This is a genomic window from Sphingobium aquiterrae, from assembly GCF_037154135.1.
Lineage (GTDB): Bacteria > Pseudomonadota > Alphaproteobacteria > Sphingomonadales > Sphingomonadaceae > Sphingobium > Sphingobium aquiterrae.
In genome coordinates this window covers 69,674-84,342 of the sequence record NZ_JBANFL010000002.1, presented here as the reverse complement: position 1 = coordinate 84,342, position 14,669 = coordinate 69,674, and the positions used below count along the sequence as shown (strand labels likewise).

Sequence of the window (14,669 nt, the reverse complement as noted above, 5' to 3'; positions counted from 1 at the left end):
GGCGCGGCGACCCTGTTTCCTGGCCGTCGGGCCGAAAGGATCAGGCTGCTTCCAGCTCGTCCTCGTCGGCGCCCATCACCGGGCCGGAATCCTGGCCCTTGGCGTTGACGTCACGGTCGACAAATTCGATGATCGCGATCGGGGCGGCGTCCGAAGCGCGGATGCCAGCCTTGATGACGCGGCAATAGCCGCCGTTGCGATCCTTGTAGCGCTCGGCCAGCACGTCGAACAGCTTGACCAGCTGCGCATCGTCCAGAAGACGGGCGTGGGCCAGACGACGGTTGGACAGGCCACCCTTCTTCGCGAGCGTGATCAGCTTTTCCACATAGGGGCGAAGTTCCTTCGCCTTGGCGGTGGTGGTGGTGATCTGCTCATGCTTGATGAGGGCCGCCGCCATGTTGCGGAACAGGGCCGCGCGATGGCTGGAGGTACGCTGCAGCTTGCGGCCGCCTACACGATGACGCATCTTCTTCTTCCTTCAGTTCGTCCGGGAACCGTTTCAGGTATTCCCGACCAGGCGGCGAAAAAGGGGGCACCGCCCAAACCCCCGCGCGGAAAAGGGTCAAGGCATCGCCCTGACCCATACCCTTCAGCCCAGCAGTTCCTGCTCGAGCTTCTTGGCCATTTCCTCGATATTTTCCGGCGGCCAGCCGGGGATGTCCATGCCGAGGCGCAGGCCCATGGACGAGAGCACTTCCTTGATCTCGTTCAGCGACTTGCGGCCGAAATTCGGCGTGCGGAGCATCTCGGCCTCGGTCTTCTGGACCAGGTCGCCGATGTAGATGATGTTGTCGTTCTTCAGGCAGTTCGCCGAACGGACCGACAGTTCCAGCTCGTCCACCTTCTTGAGGAGGTAGCGGTTGATCTGGTTCGTGTCGCTCTCGCCTTCCGAAGCCGCAGCGGCAGAGGTGCCACCGACGGAGGGCGCCGCGGTCGGCAGCGCGTCTTCGAAGTGGACGAACAGCTGCAGCTGGTCCTGCAGGATGCGTGCGGCATAGGCCACCGCGTCTTCCGGCGTGACGGTGCCATCAGTCTCGATGGTCAGCGACAGCTTGTCATAGTCCAGTTCCTGGCCGACGCGGGTGTTGTCCACCTTGTAGGCGACCTGGCGCACGGGCGAGTAGAGCGCGTCGACGGGGATGAGCCCGATCGGTGCGTCCGCCGGACGGTTGGCAACGGCGGGGACATAGCCCTTGCCGATGTCCGCCGTCAGTTCCATGTTCAGCGTCGCGCCCTCGTCCAGGTGGCAGATCACCAGGTCGGGGTTCATCACCTCGATATCGCCGGTCACGGCAATGTCGCCAGCCTTCACCGTGGCAGGGCCAGTGGCGGAGAGCTGCAGGCGCTTGGGGCCTTCGCCTTCCATCTTCAGCGCGACCTGCTTGATGTTGAGGACGATGTCGGTGACATCTTCCCGCACGCCGGCAAGGCTGGAGAATTCGTGCAGAACATTCTCGATCTTGATCGAAGTGACCGCCGCGCCCTGAAGCGACGACAGAAGAACGCGGCGGAGCGCGTTGCCCAGCGTCAGGCCAAAGCCGCGCTCGAGCGGTTCGGCAACGAAGGTCGCCTTGCGCTTGGGATCGCCGCTCGCCTTGATCTCAAGAGCGGTGGGCTTCTTCAATTCCTGCCAGTTCTTCATGTTGACAGTCATGTAATTCCCCTGGGAAAGTGGCGGGGGTCGATCCGCTGCGTCAGTGGATAAGACCCCGGCCGATGCAAAAGCAGGCGGATGGCGCGTCCGCCACCCGCCGAAACGGACGCGATCTTAGACGCGACGACGCTTGGACGGACGAACGCCGTTGTGCGGAATGGGCGTCACGTCGCGGATGGACGTGATGGTGAAGCCCACCGCCTGCAGCGCACGAAGCGCCGATTCACGGCCCGAACCCGGGCCCTTCACCTCGACCTCAAGGGTGCGCACGCCGTGCTCGGCAGCCTTGCGGCCGGCATCTTCCGCGCACACCTGGGCCGCATAGGGGGTCGACTTGCGGCTGCCCTTGAAGCCCATCATGCCGGCGGAGGACCAGGAGATCGCGTTGCCCTGGGCGTCGGTGATGGTGACCATGGTGTTGTTGAAGCTGGCGTTCACATGCGCGACGCCGGCCGAAATGTTCTTGCGCTCGCGGCGTTTGATGCGCTGAGGTTCGCGTGCCATTTTGCTCTATCCTACTCAAATCTTGTTGTGCCGAAGGCGTCTCACCTGGGGAGAACTGCCTCCGGCGGAGAAGAAGACGAAAATAGTCCGGGGGACTATTTTCTTACTTCTTCTTGCCAGCGATCGGCTTCGCCTTGCCCTTGCGGGTGCGCGCATTGGTATGCGTGCGCTGACCGCGAACCGGCAGACCCTTGCGATGACGCAGGCCGCGATAGCAGGCCAGGTCCATCAGGCGCTTGATGTTCATCGCCGTTTCGCGGCGCAGATCGCCTTCGACCGTCAGGTCGGAGTCGATCGTTTCGCGGATCTGCAGGACTTCGGCGTCCGACAGATCCTGAATGCGGCGGCTGTGGTCGATGCCAAGCTTGTCGGCGATGTCGACGGCGGTCTTGCGGCCGATGCCGTGGATGTAGGTGAGCGCGATGATCACGCGCTTGTTGGTGGGCAGATTGACGCCCGCGATACGTGCCATGTGTAAAAAGTCTCCTGCTCCACAGGGCGGCTGGCCGCCGACCCTATCTCAAAGCGCGATGCACAAACCCCGAAACGCACGAAAGACGGCCAGCGCTCAGAAATGCGCTGCCGCTGCCAAACGTGACGGGATTTTGGGCCATTATAGAGTCGCACCGGACGAGTCAAGCCGCTGACGGGCAAGGACGACATCGCAACCCGCATTCCGCCCGGCAGGGGCACAATGCGGATCGTCCCGATCACCGGATTGCCGAATGCCATCATAACCGATCATCACCGCTCATTCCACCATCATAAACGGGCCGGCAAAACGGGCCGGCAAAAGCGGGCGGGCATCGCGCAGACGCCCGCCCGCTTTCCCACGGTCATGCAAGGGATCGCGCAGGAGGTTGCGCAGGCCCTCAATTCTCGGCGGGGTCGTCATATTTGAAGGGGTCGGTCAGCACGCCCTCGGTCGGCAGCGGCATGCGCGGCAGGGTCTTCTCGCTGTTGGCGGCCTTCAGTAGCACGCCGGCCAGCACCACCGATCCCTGCCGCATGTCCTCTGCCTTCAGATGATCGAAGGTGTCGATGCTGCTGTGGTGGACGCGGCTGCCATAATCCAGCGGGTCCTGCACGAACTGGTATCCCGGCACGCCCACCGCCTGCATGTAGACATGGTCGGTGCCGCCGGTCGGCCCGGCGACCACGGCGGTCGCGCCCATGCTGGCAAAGGGCGAGAGCCATTCCTTCAGCATCGGCACGGCGGCGACATTGCCCTCCGCATGGAGGCCGCGCAGCTTGCCCGATCCATTGTCGATGTTGAAATAGGCCTTCAGATCGGCATAGCCGGGCCTGGGCGTGATCGGGAATCGGTAGCGCCAGCGGTAGAACTGCTCCAGCCCGCCCTCCTTGTCGACGCCGGGCGCCGGCGCGCGGGTCGCCAGATATTTCTCGACATAGGCAAGGCTGCCGAGCAGCCCCTGCTCCTCGCCATTCCACAGCGCGAAGCGGATGGTGCGCCGGGGCCGCACGCCCGATTTCGCCAGGATGCGCGCGGCCTCCATGATCATCGCGCTGCCCGCGCCATTGTCCGCCGCGCCATCGCCCGCCACCCAGCTGTCCAGATGCGCGCCGGCCATCACATAACCCGCCTTGGGGTCGGTGCCGGGGATTTCGGCGATGATGTTGTAGGCGTTGCGATCGCTGTCATCGAACTTCACGTCGCTCATGATTTCCAGCACCGGCGCCGGGCCGGTCTTCGCCAGGCGGGCGAGGCGGCGATAATCCTCCGCCGCGATCTCCACGCCGGGCAGTGCGGGCGTGTCGCCCACGCGGAAGCTGTAGCCCTCGCCATGCACCAGCTTGGCGTCGCGATAGGATATCCGCGCCCAGGCGAGCGCACCCTCAGCCTTCAGGAAGGCATCCAGCTTGCGGGCAAAGCCGGCGGACTTGATCCGCTTTTCGACCGAGCCGGGATCATAGGCCGGCTGGCTGAAGCTATCGCGCTTGGCGATATCCTCATTGGAGAGGCGCTGGAACGCTGCCTTGTCGGGCTCGCTGCCGGTGCCGGGCATGGAGACGAGCACGATCCTGCCGGCCAGCTTGCCCTTCCAGGCGTCGAAATCGCTCTCCTTCTTCATCGGCGCGACGATGATCGGCGCGCTGATCGCGCCATTGGTGCCCGGCGTCCAGGCGACGGGGATGGAGGTCAGCATGATCGGCCGGGGCGAGACCATGCGCGTATAGGCGGACTGGATGGACCAGCCCCGGCCGAAATCGAACCCTTCCTTGTGGACGTTCGACAGGCCCCAATCACGAAACTGCTTCGCCGTCCATTCCTCGGCCTGGCGCATCTGGGGCGAGTTGGTCATGCGGCCGCCAATGCCGTCGCTCAGCTGCTGGGCGGTCTGCATCACCTGGCTGTGGTTCATGCCTTCGTCGATCAGGCGATTGACATCGTCCGCCTGCTGGGCCGCGAGCGGCGCGGAGAGCGATACCGTCATGGCGATGAGGGAGAGCCCGAGCAGAGGCCGGGCCGCGATGGCGAGACGCATGATTATGATTCCCCAATGTTCTTTTAATGCGCGCAGCCTATCGTGCGATCGGGCGGGCGCAAGGGGGGCGGCGCGACAAATGCGTCAGGCGAGCGCAGGACGCTCCGGCGCCTGCCGGCGCCTTGCCCACCATCCCCGGATCAGGCGGATGGCGGGCTGCTCGATAACGTGATGGAGCAGGATCGCCATCGCAAAGGCGGCCGCCAGCGCCAGCGCCGCCGCGCTCCATGGCCCAAATCCCGCCGCCTGGGCCGTCAGCATGATGATGAAGCCGCTATTATGATGGGAAAGGTACAGCGCATAGCTGATCCCGCCCAGCCACAGCAGCGGCGGCGCGCGCAGCAGCCGCAATTGCCCGGCGGCCAGCGCCGCGAACAGCGCGACGAGGAACAGGGCCGTGCCCAGCGCGGCGACGCCGTCCGTCAGCCACACCGTCGCCAGCAGCGCGACGAACAGCGGCGCCTGCTGCGCCCAGCGGCGCGCGCCCATCCAGACCCGGCAGGAAAGGATGCCGATCAGGAAGAAGGGGATATGGTCGGCGACCAGCAGCATGGAGAGCCGCGAGGGCATGGGCGGCCACAGCATCCCGACGATCGAGAGCGCCAGCCATGGCAGCACCACCCGCTCGATGCGCGGCATCAGCCCCATCGTCCACAGCGCCGCCATGCAGACATAGAAGGCCAGCTCCACCGACAAGGTCCAGTAGACCCCGTCCACCTGCGGCAGGAAGGCGAAACCCTGCAGCATCGACAGATTGGCCAGCGCCGCCGCCGGCGACACCTGCAGCGCGGCGATGCCGCCCAGATATTCGACCAGCAGGGTGATCGCCATCGCCCCCCAATAAGCGGGGTAGAGGCGGGCGAAGCGCTTGACGGCAAAATCCGCCACCGACGTCGCCGTGCTGAGCGAAAAGGCGATGACGAAGCCGGAAATGGCGAAGAACAGCAGCACCGCGTCATGGCCGAGGGTGAGCGCGAAGGGCACATGCGCCGCGGCCGGGAACATCTCGTGGAAACGCGTGCTGAAATGATAGATCACCACCACCAGCGCCGCGATGCCGCGCAGCGCATCCAGTTCCGCCAGACGGCCCCCGCCGCTGCCCCCCGGCGGATGCGCGGCGTTCATGCCGCCGCCGATTGCGCGCGGCGCGGGCTGCGCGCCCGCCACCAGCGCTCGATGACCCGCTGCGCCGGGCGCTCGACAAGCCGGTTGAGGCCCACCGCCAGGCTGAGCGCGATGAGGATGGCGAGCGCACAGCCGACCCATGGATCGATGCCCAGCTCATCCGCCTTCAGCATCACCACGAAACCGATATGCTGGTGGACCAGGTAGAGCGAATAGCTGATGCTCCCCAGCCACAGCAGCGGCCGCACGCACAGGAAGCGCAGCCGCCCCGCGATCATCGCCGCGAAGGCCACGACCAGAATGAGCGCCGCGATCAGATAGGCCCGGCTTTCCAGCGCGGCGATGGTGACGATGACGGCGGCCATATAGGGCCATTGCTGCCGCCAGCTTCGCTGCCCCGACCAGACCCGATAGCTCAGCATGCCGATCGCGAAGAAGGGCACATAGCGCAGGATCAGCAGCATGATGATCCGCTCGGGCATGTCCGGCCATGCGGCATATAGCCATTTGCAGGCCAGCCAGCCGATCAGCACCGGCTCCAGCCGATGCCGCCAGGGGCTGAGCCACAGCGCCATCATGCAGGCATAGAAGGCGACCTCCACCGTCAGCGTCCAATAGGCGCCGTCCACCTGCGGCAGGAAGGCGAAACCCTCCAGCATGGAAAAATTGGCGACGATGGCCCAGGGCGGAATCTGCAGCGCCGTGACATTGCCCAGATATTCGACCAGCACCGTCAGCACGATGGCGATCCAGTAGACCGGATAGAGCCGCGAAAAGCGGTTCATCACGAAATCGGCCGCGCTGCCGATCCGGTCGAGCGTGAAGAAAATGGCAAAGCCCGAGATCGCGAAGAACAGCAGCACCCGGTAATTGCCGCCGATCAGGCCATAGGGCACATGCTGCGCGGCCGGGAACATCTCGTGGAAACGGGTGGTATAGTGGAACAGCACGACGGCAAGCGCGCCGATGCCGCGCAGGGCATCAAGCTCCTGCAGGCGCCTGCTTCCGCTTTGCTGCCCGGTTGTTTCCATCTGTTGCGTTAAGCTTCGCAAAACTTAACAAAAAGTTAAAATCGGCCCGACAAAAGGGGTTAACGCGGTTAAATCGTCGTTAATGCGGGCAATCATGGTTAACAGCAGATGCTCCGCCGGAGGGATAGTCGATGGCGGGCCGCTCCGCCGGGGCGACGCAAAAGCGTCATCGCCGGGTCACAGCCGCGTAACGCCACAGGGCTAGGGCGTGCCGGATCGCAACGCTGACCGGACAACCGCCATGGCCGCACCCACCCTCCCTTCCCGCACCGCCTCATCCTCGAAGAAGGTCGGGGAAGCGATGATCCGCCATGAGCAGCTGAGCCCCGCCGGCCTGCTCGACCGCGCCTTTGCCTTCGCCTTTCGCGGCCTTGTCTATGCGCAGATCTGGGAAGACCCGGTGGTCGACATGGAGGCGCTCGCCATCCGGCCGGACAGCGACATCGTCGCCATCGCCAGCGGCGGGTGCAACATCCTCTCCTATCTCACCGCCAATCCGCGCTCGATCACCGCGCTGGACCTCAACACCGCGCATGTCGCGCTCAACCGGCTGAAGCTCACCGCCGCGCGGCACCTGCCGACCCATGCGGATTTCCACCGCTTCTTCGCGCAATCGGGCCAGACGGAGAATATCGCCGCCTATCGCGCGCATGTGCGCCCGCATCTGGACGAGATGAGCCGCCGCTACTGGGAAGGGCGCGACCTGTCCGGCCGCCGCCGCATCGGCGCCTTCGCGCGCAATTTCTACACCAACGGGCTGCTCGGCAAGTTCATCGGCGGCGCCCATCTGATCGCCCGCCTCTACAAGGTGAACCCGCGCGAATTGCTGGCCGCCAACAGCATCGACGAACAGCGGCACATCTTCGAGACCCGGCTCGCCCCGATCTTCGACCGCAAGCTGGTGCGCTGGCTGACGACGCAGCCCGCCTCGCTCTTCGGCCTCGGCATCCCGCCCGCGCAGTTCGACGCGCTGTGCGAGGGCGACAAGCAGGACATGGCCGGCGTGCTGAAACAGCGGCTGGAAAAGCTCGCCTGCGATTTCGACATCCGCGGCAATTATTTCGCCTGGCAGGCGTTCGGGCGCGGCTATGGCGAGGCGCCGCTCGCCTCGCTCCCACCCTATCTGCAGGCGGAGAACCACGCCGCCGTCGCCGACCGGGTGAACCGGGTCAGCGTGCTCCACCGCAACTTCACCGAGCATCTGCGCAGCGCCGCGCCGGGCGCCTTCGACCGCTATGTGCTGCTGGATGCGCAGGACTGGATGAACGACGCGCAGCTCAACGATCTGTGGACGCAGATCACCCGCACCGCGCGGCCCGGCGCCCGCGTCGTCTTCCGCACCGCCGCCGCGCCCAGCCTGTTGCCCGGCCGGGTGGAGGAGCGGCTGCTCAATGCCTGGCGCTATGAGGCAGAGCCATCCACCGACTATACCCGCCGCGACCGATCGGCCATTTATGGCGGCGTCCACCTCTATGTGCTGAAAGACGGCTGGTAAGGGCCATGGACATGCGGACCGGCACCGGCCCGGAAGGCGCCGACGGCCATGGCGCGCTGATGGACCGCATCTATGCGCGCCAGCGGCATATCTATGACGCCAGCCGCAAATATTATCTGCTGGGCCGCGACCGGCTGATCGACGCGCTGGATGCCGATGCCGGCGCGCAGGTGCTGGAGGTGGGCTGCGGCACCGGGCGCAACCTGATCCGCGCGGCGAAGCGCTGGCCGGGCGCGCGCCTGCACGGCATCGACATCAGCAACGCGATGCTGGACACCGCCCGCGTGCAGGTGGCCCGCGCCGGCCTGTCCCACCGGATCGCGCTGGCGCAGGGCGACGCGGCGGAGTTCGATCCCGCGGCGCTGTTCGGCATCGCCCGGTTCGACCGCATCATGCTGTCCTATACCCTGTCCATGATCCCGCCCTGGGAAATGGCGCTGGACATGGCGGCGAGCGTGCTGGCGCCGGGCGGATCGCTCCACATCGTGGATTTCGGCCAGCAGGAGCGGTTGCCCGCGCCCTTCCGCGCCGCCCTCTTCGCCTGGCTCGCCCGCTTCGACGTGTCGCCGCGCGGCGGGCTGCGCGCCGTGGTGGAGGATGTGGCCGAGCGCCACCGGCTGACCCCGCGCTTCACCCCGCTGCTGCGCGGCTATGCGTGGAGCGCGGTGCTGGAGCGGCGCCCCGAGCAGAACGCCACGCGGCGCGGAACAACGGCGCCGCAGACCCGTTGATCCAGGCAGCATCGGTCGCGCTCCATCCCCTACGCCGCGCGGCCGGCGCGCCCAGTTCCCAGTGCCCTGTCCCCAAGGAGCCCGCGCATGACCGACCGCACATCCAGAATCGACGATCATATCGACGACCGCGACAACGCACCCGACGGCCTTGCCCCGGAAACCGACAATAGCGAGCAGAGCGAAGCCGGCACGCAGGCGCAGGATGTCGCCGCCGATGCGCTGGCCGGCGGCACGGACCTGTCCGAAGACAGCGAGCGCGGCGGCCATGACGACCCGGCGCAACTGATCCCCAACGACACCGAAGACCTGGTCGAAAAGATGAACGCCATGGAGCGCAGCGGCCGCATCGACTTCGACGCCTATGCCGGCGAACCCTCGATGGACGACGAGGAAGATTATTATGGCGATACGGACGACGATAGCGACGCGTAATCCCCACGGAAGACCGGCGCAGGCCGGAGGCAGGCATGGCGGGGCGAGCGACAGGCCGTAAGCCATTGCCCCGGCGCGCAAGTGCAGGGGGAAGCGCATGGCGCCTCCCCCGTGCCATTCATGGACCCGGCGCATTTTCGCATTGAGCGAAATGCATGATCCTTGTCGCCGCATTTTCGAACCGGATGACCGTGTCATGGTCATCCCGAAAAGGCTTTAGCGGCAGTTGAGGCTGCCCCGGTCGATCTCCCGCCCCAGCAATGCGCCGGTGCCCGCGCCGATGAGGATGCCCGCGGTGTTGGAGCGGCCGCGATCCAGTTCGCTGCCCAGCAGGCCGCCCAGCGCCGCGCCGACGATAAGGCCGGTGGTGCCATCCGAACGGCGGCAATAATAGCGATCGTCATAGCCGCGATAGATGCGGGTCGAACGGTCTACGCGGATGGGCGCATAGCCGGAGCGGTAATAGCGGTCCGGCCGATAATAGCGGCCATAGCGCGGGTCCGGACGGTTCCAGTCATAATTGTAGACGACGCGGCCGGGGCGATAATTGCCGCCGCCATGGCCGCGATCCCCACGATCCCAATGCTTGCCGCCATGGCGCTCATCATAGCGGCCATGGCCCCTGTCGCCACGATTGTCGCCACGGTCGCCCCCGTCGCGGCCATGCCCGTTGCCACGCCCATGGCCCTGATCGGCCGAAGCCGGAACGGCGGTGAGCATCATGGCCCCCAGAGAGAAGGCGGCCAGTGCGCCCTTGACGGTGAACGACATTGTTTTTGCTCCAACATGGTTTTGATCTGGAGCGAGAACACCACAATATGTCCGAATGTTGCATGAACGGAAAGATAAGGAGAGGTTCAGGGAACGTTGCGATGCCCGCAACTATCGCGTGGATTTACGCGACCCGGCGCCACGCACGTCCATTCCATAAGCTGAAGCCGCGCGCGCCGGGCAGACCGAGCGCGGCTATGCGAAATGGCAGCAGGACAAGAATTGTATGGCCTGGCGCAGTCGGAAGACCGCAGCCAGTGATCCTGCTCGAAAAGAGTCTCTGCGACTTCGGCCTTGAACGTTCATGTCACGCCAAAGACCGGAGGATATTCAGGCGGCGCTCGTAAAACCGATCCCGCCCCTGATCCAAAGCATCATCATCACGGCGGCGAGTGGGCCAATACATGCGGCTTCGATCATTGCCCACTCACCAAATCGCGTGATTATTCCGCCGCGATCCCCGCCGCCTTGAACATATCCGCGTCGCCCTCTTCCGCGCCGGTGCTGTCATTGGCCTTGAGCTTCTTGCGGCGGTCGAAGCTGTCCCACACGTCGTTCCAGTTGCCGCGGGTCGCGCCCTTTGAATATTCGGTCGCGCGGGTTTCGAAGAAATTGGCATGCTCCACGCCGTTCAGCAGCGGGGCGAGCCAAGGGAGCGGGTGGTCCTCGATCATGTAGATGGGCTTGAGGCCCAGCTGGCCCAGCCGCCAGTCGGCGATGTAGCGGACATAGCGCTTGATGTCCTTGGGCGTCATGCCGGGCACGGGCCCCATTTCGAACACCAGGTCGATGAACGCATCCTCGATCCGCACCGTCTTCTGGCACATGTCCATGATGTCGTCCTTGACCGCGGGGGTCAGGCACTGGCGCTCGGCGCAGAAGGCGTGGAACAGCTTGATGATGCCCTCGCAATGCAGGGTCTCGTCGCGGACGGACCAGGTGACGATCTGCCCCATGCCCTTCATCTTGTTGAAGCGCGGGAAGTTCATCAGCATGGCAAAGCTGGCGAACAGTTGCAGCCCTTCGGTGAAGCCGCCGAACATCGCCAGCGTGCGGGCGATATCCTCGTCCGTATCGACGCCGAACTGCTGCAGATAGTCGTGTTTGTCCTTCATCTCCTTATACTGCATGAAGGCGCTATACTCGCTCTCGGGCATGCCGATGGTGTCGAGCAGGTGCGAATAGGCGGCGATGTGAACCGTTTCCATGTTGCTGAACGCGGTCAGCATCATCTTGATCTCGGTCGGCTTGAACACGCGGCCATATTTTTCATGGTAGCAATCCTGCACTTCCACGTCCGCCTGGGTGAAGAAGCGGAAGATCTGCGTCAGCAGGTTGCGTTCATGGTCGCTGAGCTTCTGCGCCCAGTCGCGGCAATCCTCGCCCAGGGGCACTTCCTCGGGCAGCCAGTGCAGCTGCTGCTGGCGCTTCCAGAACTCATAGGCCCAGGGATATTCGAAGGGCTTGTACTGCTTGGAGGCTTGGAGAAGGGACATCGGAGGTATCCTTGGAGCGAAAAAGACAAAAAGAGGAAAAGCTTACGCCCCTCTCCCCTTGTGGGAGAGGGAGGGGCCCGCGCCGTCAGGCGTGGGAGGGTGAGGGGGCAGGGCGGCGGCGATCGTCGCCAGAACGCCATCGATATTCTGCATCACATCATGGTTCCAGAAACGCAGGACGCGGTAGCCCTCACCGTTGAGAAAGGCCGTCCGCACAGCATCACGATCACGGTCGACTGCATGCTGGCCGCCATCGACTTCCACGATCATCCGAGCAGAGTGCGACGCAAAATCCACAAAATAGGTTCCCAGCGGAACCTGCCTGCGGAATTTGGCCATGGGGAGTTGCGCACGAAGGGCATTCCACAAGGCGCGCTCAGCATCCGTAGCATTCCGACGCAATGTCCGAGCATGGGCAATAGCATCGGCTTTCCGCTGCATCCCCGCTCCCCTTACGAAAGAAAGTCGGGCTAAAGAGCGCTCTCGTGACGGCTCGATGCCGCCAGGGATACGCTTCACTGCCACGTCCCAGTAGGGGTAGACAGCCGCTGGCGCGACTGCCCCCTCACCCAACCCTCTCCCACAAGGGGAGAGGGCTTTAAGGGTCTCACTGACAGGCAAGGCATTCGTCATAGTCGGTGCTTTCACCGATCTCGAACTTGGGTGCCTCGCTGGTGTTGTCCGCCTCCACGCCGCCGGCGAAGCCCGCGCGCTGCACGGACTTTGAGCGGAGGTAATAGAGCGACTTCACGCCCAGCTCCCATGCGCGGAAATGGAGCATCAGCAGATCCCACTTCTCGACATCGGCCGGGATGAACAGGTTCAGCGACTGCGCCTGGTCGATATAGGGCGTGCGGTCGGCGGCCAGTTCCAGCAGCCAGCGCTGGTCGATCTCGAAGCTGGTCTTGAACGCATCCTTCTCTTCCTGGCTCAGGAAGTCGAGATGCTGGACCGAACCGCCATTTTCGAGGATCGAATTCCACACATTGGTGGAATCCTTCGCCTTTTCGACCAGCAGCTTTTCCAGATAGGGATTCTTGATCGAGAAGCTGCCGGACAGCGTCTTGTGCGTGTAGATGTTCGCCGGGATCGGCTCGATACAGGCCGAGGTGCCGCCGCAGATGATGGAGATGGACGCGGTGGGCGCGATCGCCATCTTGCAGCTGAACCGCTCCATCATGCCCATGTCGGCCGCGTCCGGGCACGGCCCGCGCTCATGCGCCAGCACCATCGACGCTTCGTTCACCTGCGCGTTGATGTGCTTGAACATCTTCATGTTCCAGCTCTTCGCCATCGCGCTTTCGAACGGGATGAGGCGCGCCTGCAGGAAGCTGTGATAGCCCATGACGCCAAGGCCCACGGAGCGCTCGCGGCTGGCACTATATTTGGCGCGGGCCATCTCGTCGGGCGCGCGGTCGATATAATCCTGCAGCACATTGTCGAGGAAGCGCATGACATCCTCGATGAACTGCTTGTCGCCGTTCCACTGGTCCCAGGTTTCCAGGTTCAGCGAAGACAGGCAGCAGACGGCCGTGCGGTCGTTGCCCAGATGGTCGACGCCGGTGGGCAGCGTGATTTCCGAGCAGAGGTTCGATGTCGAGACCTTCAGGCCCAGGTCGCGGTGATGCTTGGGCATCGTGCGGTTCACGGTGTCGTTGAACACGATATAGGGCTCGCCGGTGGCCAGACGCACCTCGACCAGCTTCTGGAACAGTGCGCGGGCGTTCACCGTGCCGCGGATCGACTGGTCCTTCGGGCTGCGCAGGTGGAAATCGCTGCCGTCGCGCACCGCTTCCATGAACTCGTCGGTCAGCAGCACGCCATGGTGCAGGTTCAGCGCCTTGCGGTTGAAGTCGCCCGAGGTCTTGCGGATCTCCAGGAACTCCTCGATCTCCGGGTGGGAGACGTCGAGATAGCAGGCGGCCGAGCCACGGCGCAGCGAGCCCTGAGAAATCGCGAGGGTCAGCGAATCCATCACCCGCACGAAGGGGATGATGCCGCTGGTCTTGCCGTTGAGGCCGACGGGCTCGCCGATGCCGCGCACATTGCCCCAATAGGTGCCGATGCCGCCGCCGCGCGAGGCCAGCCAGACATTCTCGTTCCAGGTCGCGACAATCCCTTCCAGGCTGTCGGACACCGAGTTCAGATAACAGGAGATCGGCAGGCCGCGTCCGGTGCCGCCGTTCGATAGCACGGGCGTTGCCGGCATGAACCACAGGCGGCTGATATAATCGTAGATGCGCTGGGCATGCGGCTGATCGTCGGCATAGGCCGCCGCGACGCGAGCGAACAGGTCCTGATAGCTCTCACCGGGCAGCAGATAGCGGTCCTGCAGCGTGTCCTTGCCGAAATCGGTCAACAGCGCGTCGCGCGACGAATCCGTCGTCACGGCGAAGCGGCGCTCCTGCACGGCGTTGGACGCGATCGGCGCGGCCGTGGCCTTCGCGGCCCCTGCAGCAGCTTTCGCCGGAGCGGCGGCAACGGCCTCCATCACATCTTCGATCGTCGTAGCCACGTCCTGTCCACTCACTTCCTGCGTTTCGCGAAAATCCATGCGCCGCCTCCAATGTTCATATTTCGTTCGATTCGGCCAAACCGTGCGGAGCAAGCGCCCAGCATAGCATATTTCCAAACCGCCCGGACCAAAGCATGCAGAGACGACAAAGGCCGAGGTATAGCCTGCACTTAAGCCGACAAAACCCCGTCACGCCGACTCACGTCGCCGCGCCTTATACCATCTATTGGGTAACCCCCGTTGTCCCGAATACAAGGGATAGTGCCATAGCCAGTTTCGGACGCAAGAGGGTAAATTACCGTTTAGAGACTCCGCCTGCCGCCGAAACGACCCGGTTCATGGACATGCCCTGTGCGACGCGCGGACTTTCCTCGCCTCCATGAAAGGCAAGAGCCAATCGTCAAA

The 14,669-nt window shown here is 64.4% G+C and carries 14 protein-coding genes; 3 read left to right on the top strand and 11 right to left on the bottom strand.

What is annotated here, in order from left to right; translation table 11 throughout:
• Positions 1-40: 40 nt before the first annotated feature.
• The 7 genes from rplQ to WFP78_RS02560 form a co-directional block, all read right to left on the bottom strand.
• The gene (gene rplQ / locus WFP78_RS02590) at positions 41-466 is read right to left on the bottom strand and encodes a 50S ribosomal protein L17 (protein WP_336958365.1); all 426 of its coding nucleotides are present in this window, start codon (positions 464-466) and stop codon (positions 41-43) included.
• 123 nt (positions 467-589) lie between these two features.
• On the bottom strand, positions 590-1,654 hold the full coding sequence (locus WFP78_RS02585) for a DNA-directed RNA polymerase subunit alpha (protein ID WP_336958363.1): 1,065 nt from the start codon (positions 1,652-1,654) through the stop codon (positions 590-592).
• A gap of 114 nt (positions 1,655-1,768) precedes the next feature.
• Positions 1,769-2,158 carry a 30S ribosomal protein S11 gene (gene rpsK, locus WFP78_RS02580; RefSeq protein WP_336958361.1) on the bottom strand — a complete coding sequence of 130 codons (390 nt, stop codon included), beginning with the start codon at positions 2,156-2,158 and terminating at the stop codon, positions 1,769-1,771.
• 103 nt (positions 2,159-2,261) lie between these two features.
• A complete protein-coding gene (gene rpsM, locus WFP78_RS02575; protein ID WP_336958358.1) occupies positions 2,262-2,630 on the bottom strand; it encodes a 30S ribosomal protein S13 in 369 nt (122 codons plus the stop codon).
• 400 nt (positions 2,631-3,030) lie between these two features.
• The gene (locus WFP78_RS02570; RefSeq protein ID WP_419722909.1) at positions 3,031-4,614 is read right to left on the bottom strand and encodes a M20/M25/M40 family metallo-hydrolase; all 1,584 of its coding nucleotides are present in this window, start codon (positions 4,612-4,614) and stop codon (positions 3,031-3,033) included.
• A 135-nt stretch (positions 4,615-4,749) separates the two neighbouring features.
• On the bottom strand, positions 4,750-5,832 hold the full coding sequence (locus WFP78_RS02565; RefSeq protein WP_336958354.1) for an acyltransferase family protein: 1,083 nt from the start codon (positions 5,830-5,832) through the stop codon (positions 4,750-4,752).
• Complete coding sequence (locus WFP78_RS02560; protein WP_336958351.1) at positions 5,787-6,821, bottom strand: acyltransferase family protein; 1,035 nt, start codon at positions 6,819-6,821, stop codon at positions 5,787-5,789. The genes WFP78_RS02565 and WFP78_RS02560 overlap by 46 nt, the downstream gene beginning before the upstream one ends.
• A 241-nt stretch (positions 6,822-7,062) precedes the next feature.
• Between WFP78_RS02560 and WFP78_RS02555 the strand changes: the two genes are divergently transcribed.
• From WFP78_RS02555 to WFP78_RS02545, 3 genes are all read left to right on the top strand, one after another.
• Complete coding sequence (locus tag WFP78_RS02555; protein ID WP_336958350.1) at positions 7,063-8,316, top strand: BtaA family protein; 1,254 nt, start codon at positions 7,063-7,065, stop codon at positions 8,314-8,316.
• An 11-nt stretch (positions 8,317-8,327) separates the two neighbouring features.
• Positions 8,328-9,047: a class I SAM-dependent methyltransferase gene (locus tag WFP78_RS02550; protein WP_419722908.1), complete on the top strand. Its 720-nt coding sequence runs from the start codon at positions 8,328-8,330 to the stop codon at positions 9,045-9,047.
• A gap of 87 nt (positions 9,048-9,134) precedes the next feature.
• Positions 9,135-9,482, top strand: a complete 348-nt coding sequence (locus WFP78_RS02545; protein WP_336958345.1) for a hypothetical protein — start codon at positions 9,135-9,137, stop codon at positions 9,480-9,482.
• A 216-nt stretch (positions 9,483-9,698) separates the two neighbouring features.
• Here WFP78_RS02545 and WFP78_RS02540 read toward each other — a convergent pair whose 3' ends face one another.
• From WFP78_RS02540 to WFP78_RS02525, 4 genes are all read right to left on the bottom strand, one after another.
• Positions 9,699-10,253, bottom strand: coding sequence for a glycine zipper 2TM domain-containing protein (locus tag WFP78_RS02540; protein ID WP_336958343.1), 555 nt, complete (start codon positions 10,251-10,253; stop codon positions 9,699-9,701).
• 443 nt (positions 10,254-10,696) lie between these two features.
• Positions 10,697-11,749: a ribonucleotide-diphosphate reductase subunit beta gene (locus WFP78_RS02535; protein ID WP_336958341.1), complete on the bottom strand. Its 1,053-nt coding sequence runs from the start codon at positions 11,747-11,749 to the stop codon at positions 10,697-10,699.
• Positions 11,750-11,791: 42 nt separating this feature from the next.
• Positions 11,792-12,190, bottom strand: coding sequence for an endonuclease domain-containing protein (locus tag WFP78_RS02530; RefSeq protein ID WP_336958339.1), 399 nt, complete (start codon positions 12,188-12,190; stop codon positions 11,792-11,794).
• 166 nt (positions 12,191-12,356) lie between these two features.
• Positions 12,357-14,303 (bottom strand): ribonucleoside-diphosphate reductase subunit alpha, encoded by a 1,947-nt coding sequence (locus tag WFP78_RS02525; RefSeq protein ID WP_336958337.1) that lies wholly within the window; start codon positions 14,301-14,303, stop codon positions 12,357-12,359.
• Between the last annotated feature and the right edge of the window lie 366 nt (positions 14,304-14,669).

Bases quoted from the DNA above. Each gene is read 5' to 3' on its own strand.
- rplQ (WP_336958365.1), bottom strand. From the start codon at position 466: ATGCGTCATCGTGTAGGCGGCCGCAAGCTGCAGCGTACCTCCAGCCAT.
- WFP78_RS02585 (WP_336958363.1), bottom strand. From the start codon at position 1,654: ATGACTGTCAACATGAAGAACTGGCAGGAATTGAAGAAGCCCACCGCT.
- rpsK (WP_336958361.1), bottom strand. From the start codon at position 2,158: ATGGCACGCGAACCTCAGCGCATCAAACGCCGCGAGCGCAAGAACATT.
- rpsM (WP_336958358.1), bottom strand. From the start codon at position 2,630: ATGGCACGTATCGCGGGCGTCAATCTGCCCACCAACAAGCGCGTGATC.
- WFP78_RS02570 (WP_419722909.1), bottom strand. From the start codon at position 4,614: ATGACGGTATCGCTCTCCGCGCCGCTCGCGGCCCAGCAGGCGGACGAT.
- WFP78_RS02560 (WP_336958351.1), bottom strand. From the start codon at position 6,821: ATGGAAACAACCGGGCAGCAAAGCGGAAGCAGGCGCCTGCAGGAGCTT.
- WFP78_RS02555 (WP_336958350.1), top strand. From the start codon at position 7,063: ATGGCCGCACCCACCCTCCCTTCCCGCACCGCCTCATCCTCGAAGAAG.
- WFP78_RS02550 (WP_419722908.1), top strand. From the start codon at position 8,328: ATGCGGACCGGCACCGGCCCGGAAGGCGCCGACGGCCATGGCGCGCTG.
- WFP78_RS02545 (WP_336958345.1), top strand. From the start codon at position 9,135: ATGACCGACCGCACATCCAGAATCGACGATCATATCGACGACCGCGAC.
- WFP78_RS02540 (WP_336958343.1), bottom strand. From the start codon at position 10,253: ATGTCGTTCACCGTCAAGGGCGCACTGGCCGCCTTCTCTCTGGGGGCC.
- WFP78_RS02535 (WP_336958341.1), bottom strand. From the start codon at position 11,749: ATGTCCCTTCTCCAAGCCTCCAAGCAGTACAAGCCCTTCGAATATCCC.
- WFP78_RS02530 (WP_336958339.1), bottom strand. From the start codon at position 12,190: ATGCAGCGGAAAGCCGATGCTATTGCCCATGCTCGGACATTGCGTCGG.
- WFP78_RS02525 (WP_336958337.1), bottom strand. From the start codon at position 14,303: ATGGATTTTCGCGAAACGCAGGAAGTGAGTGGACAGGACGTGGCTACG.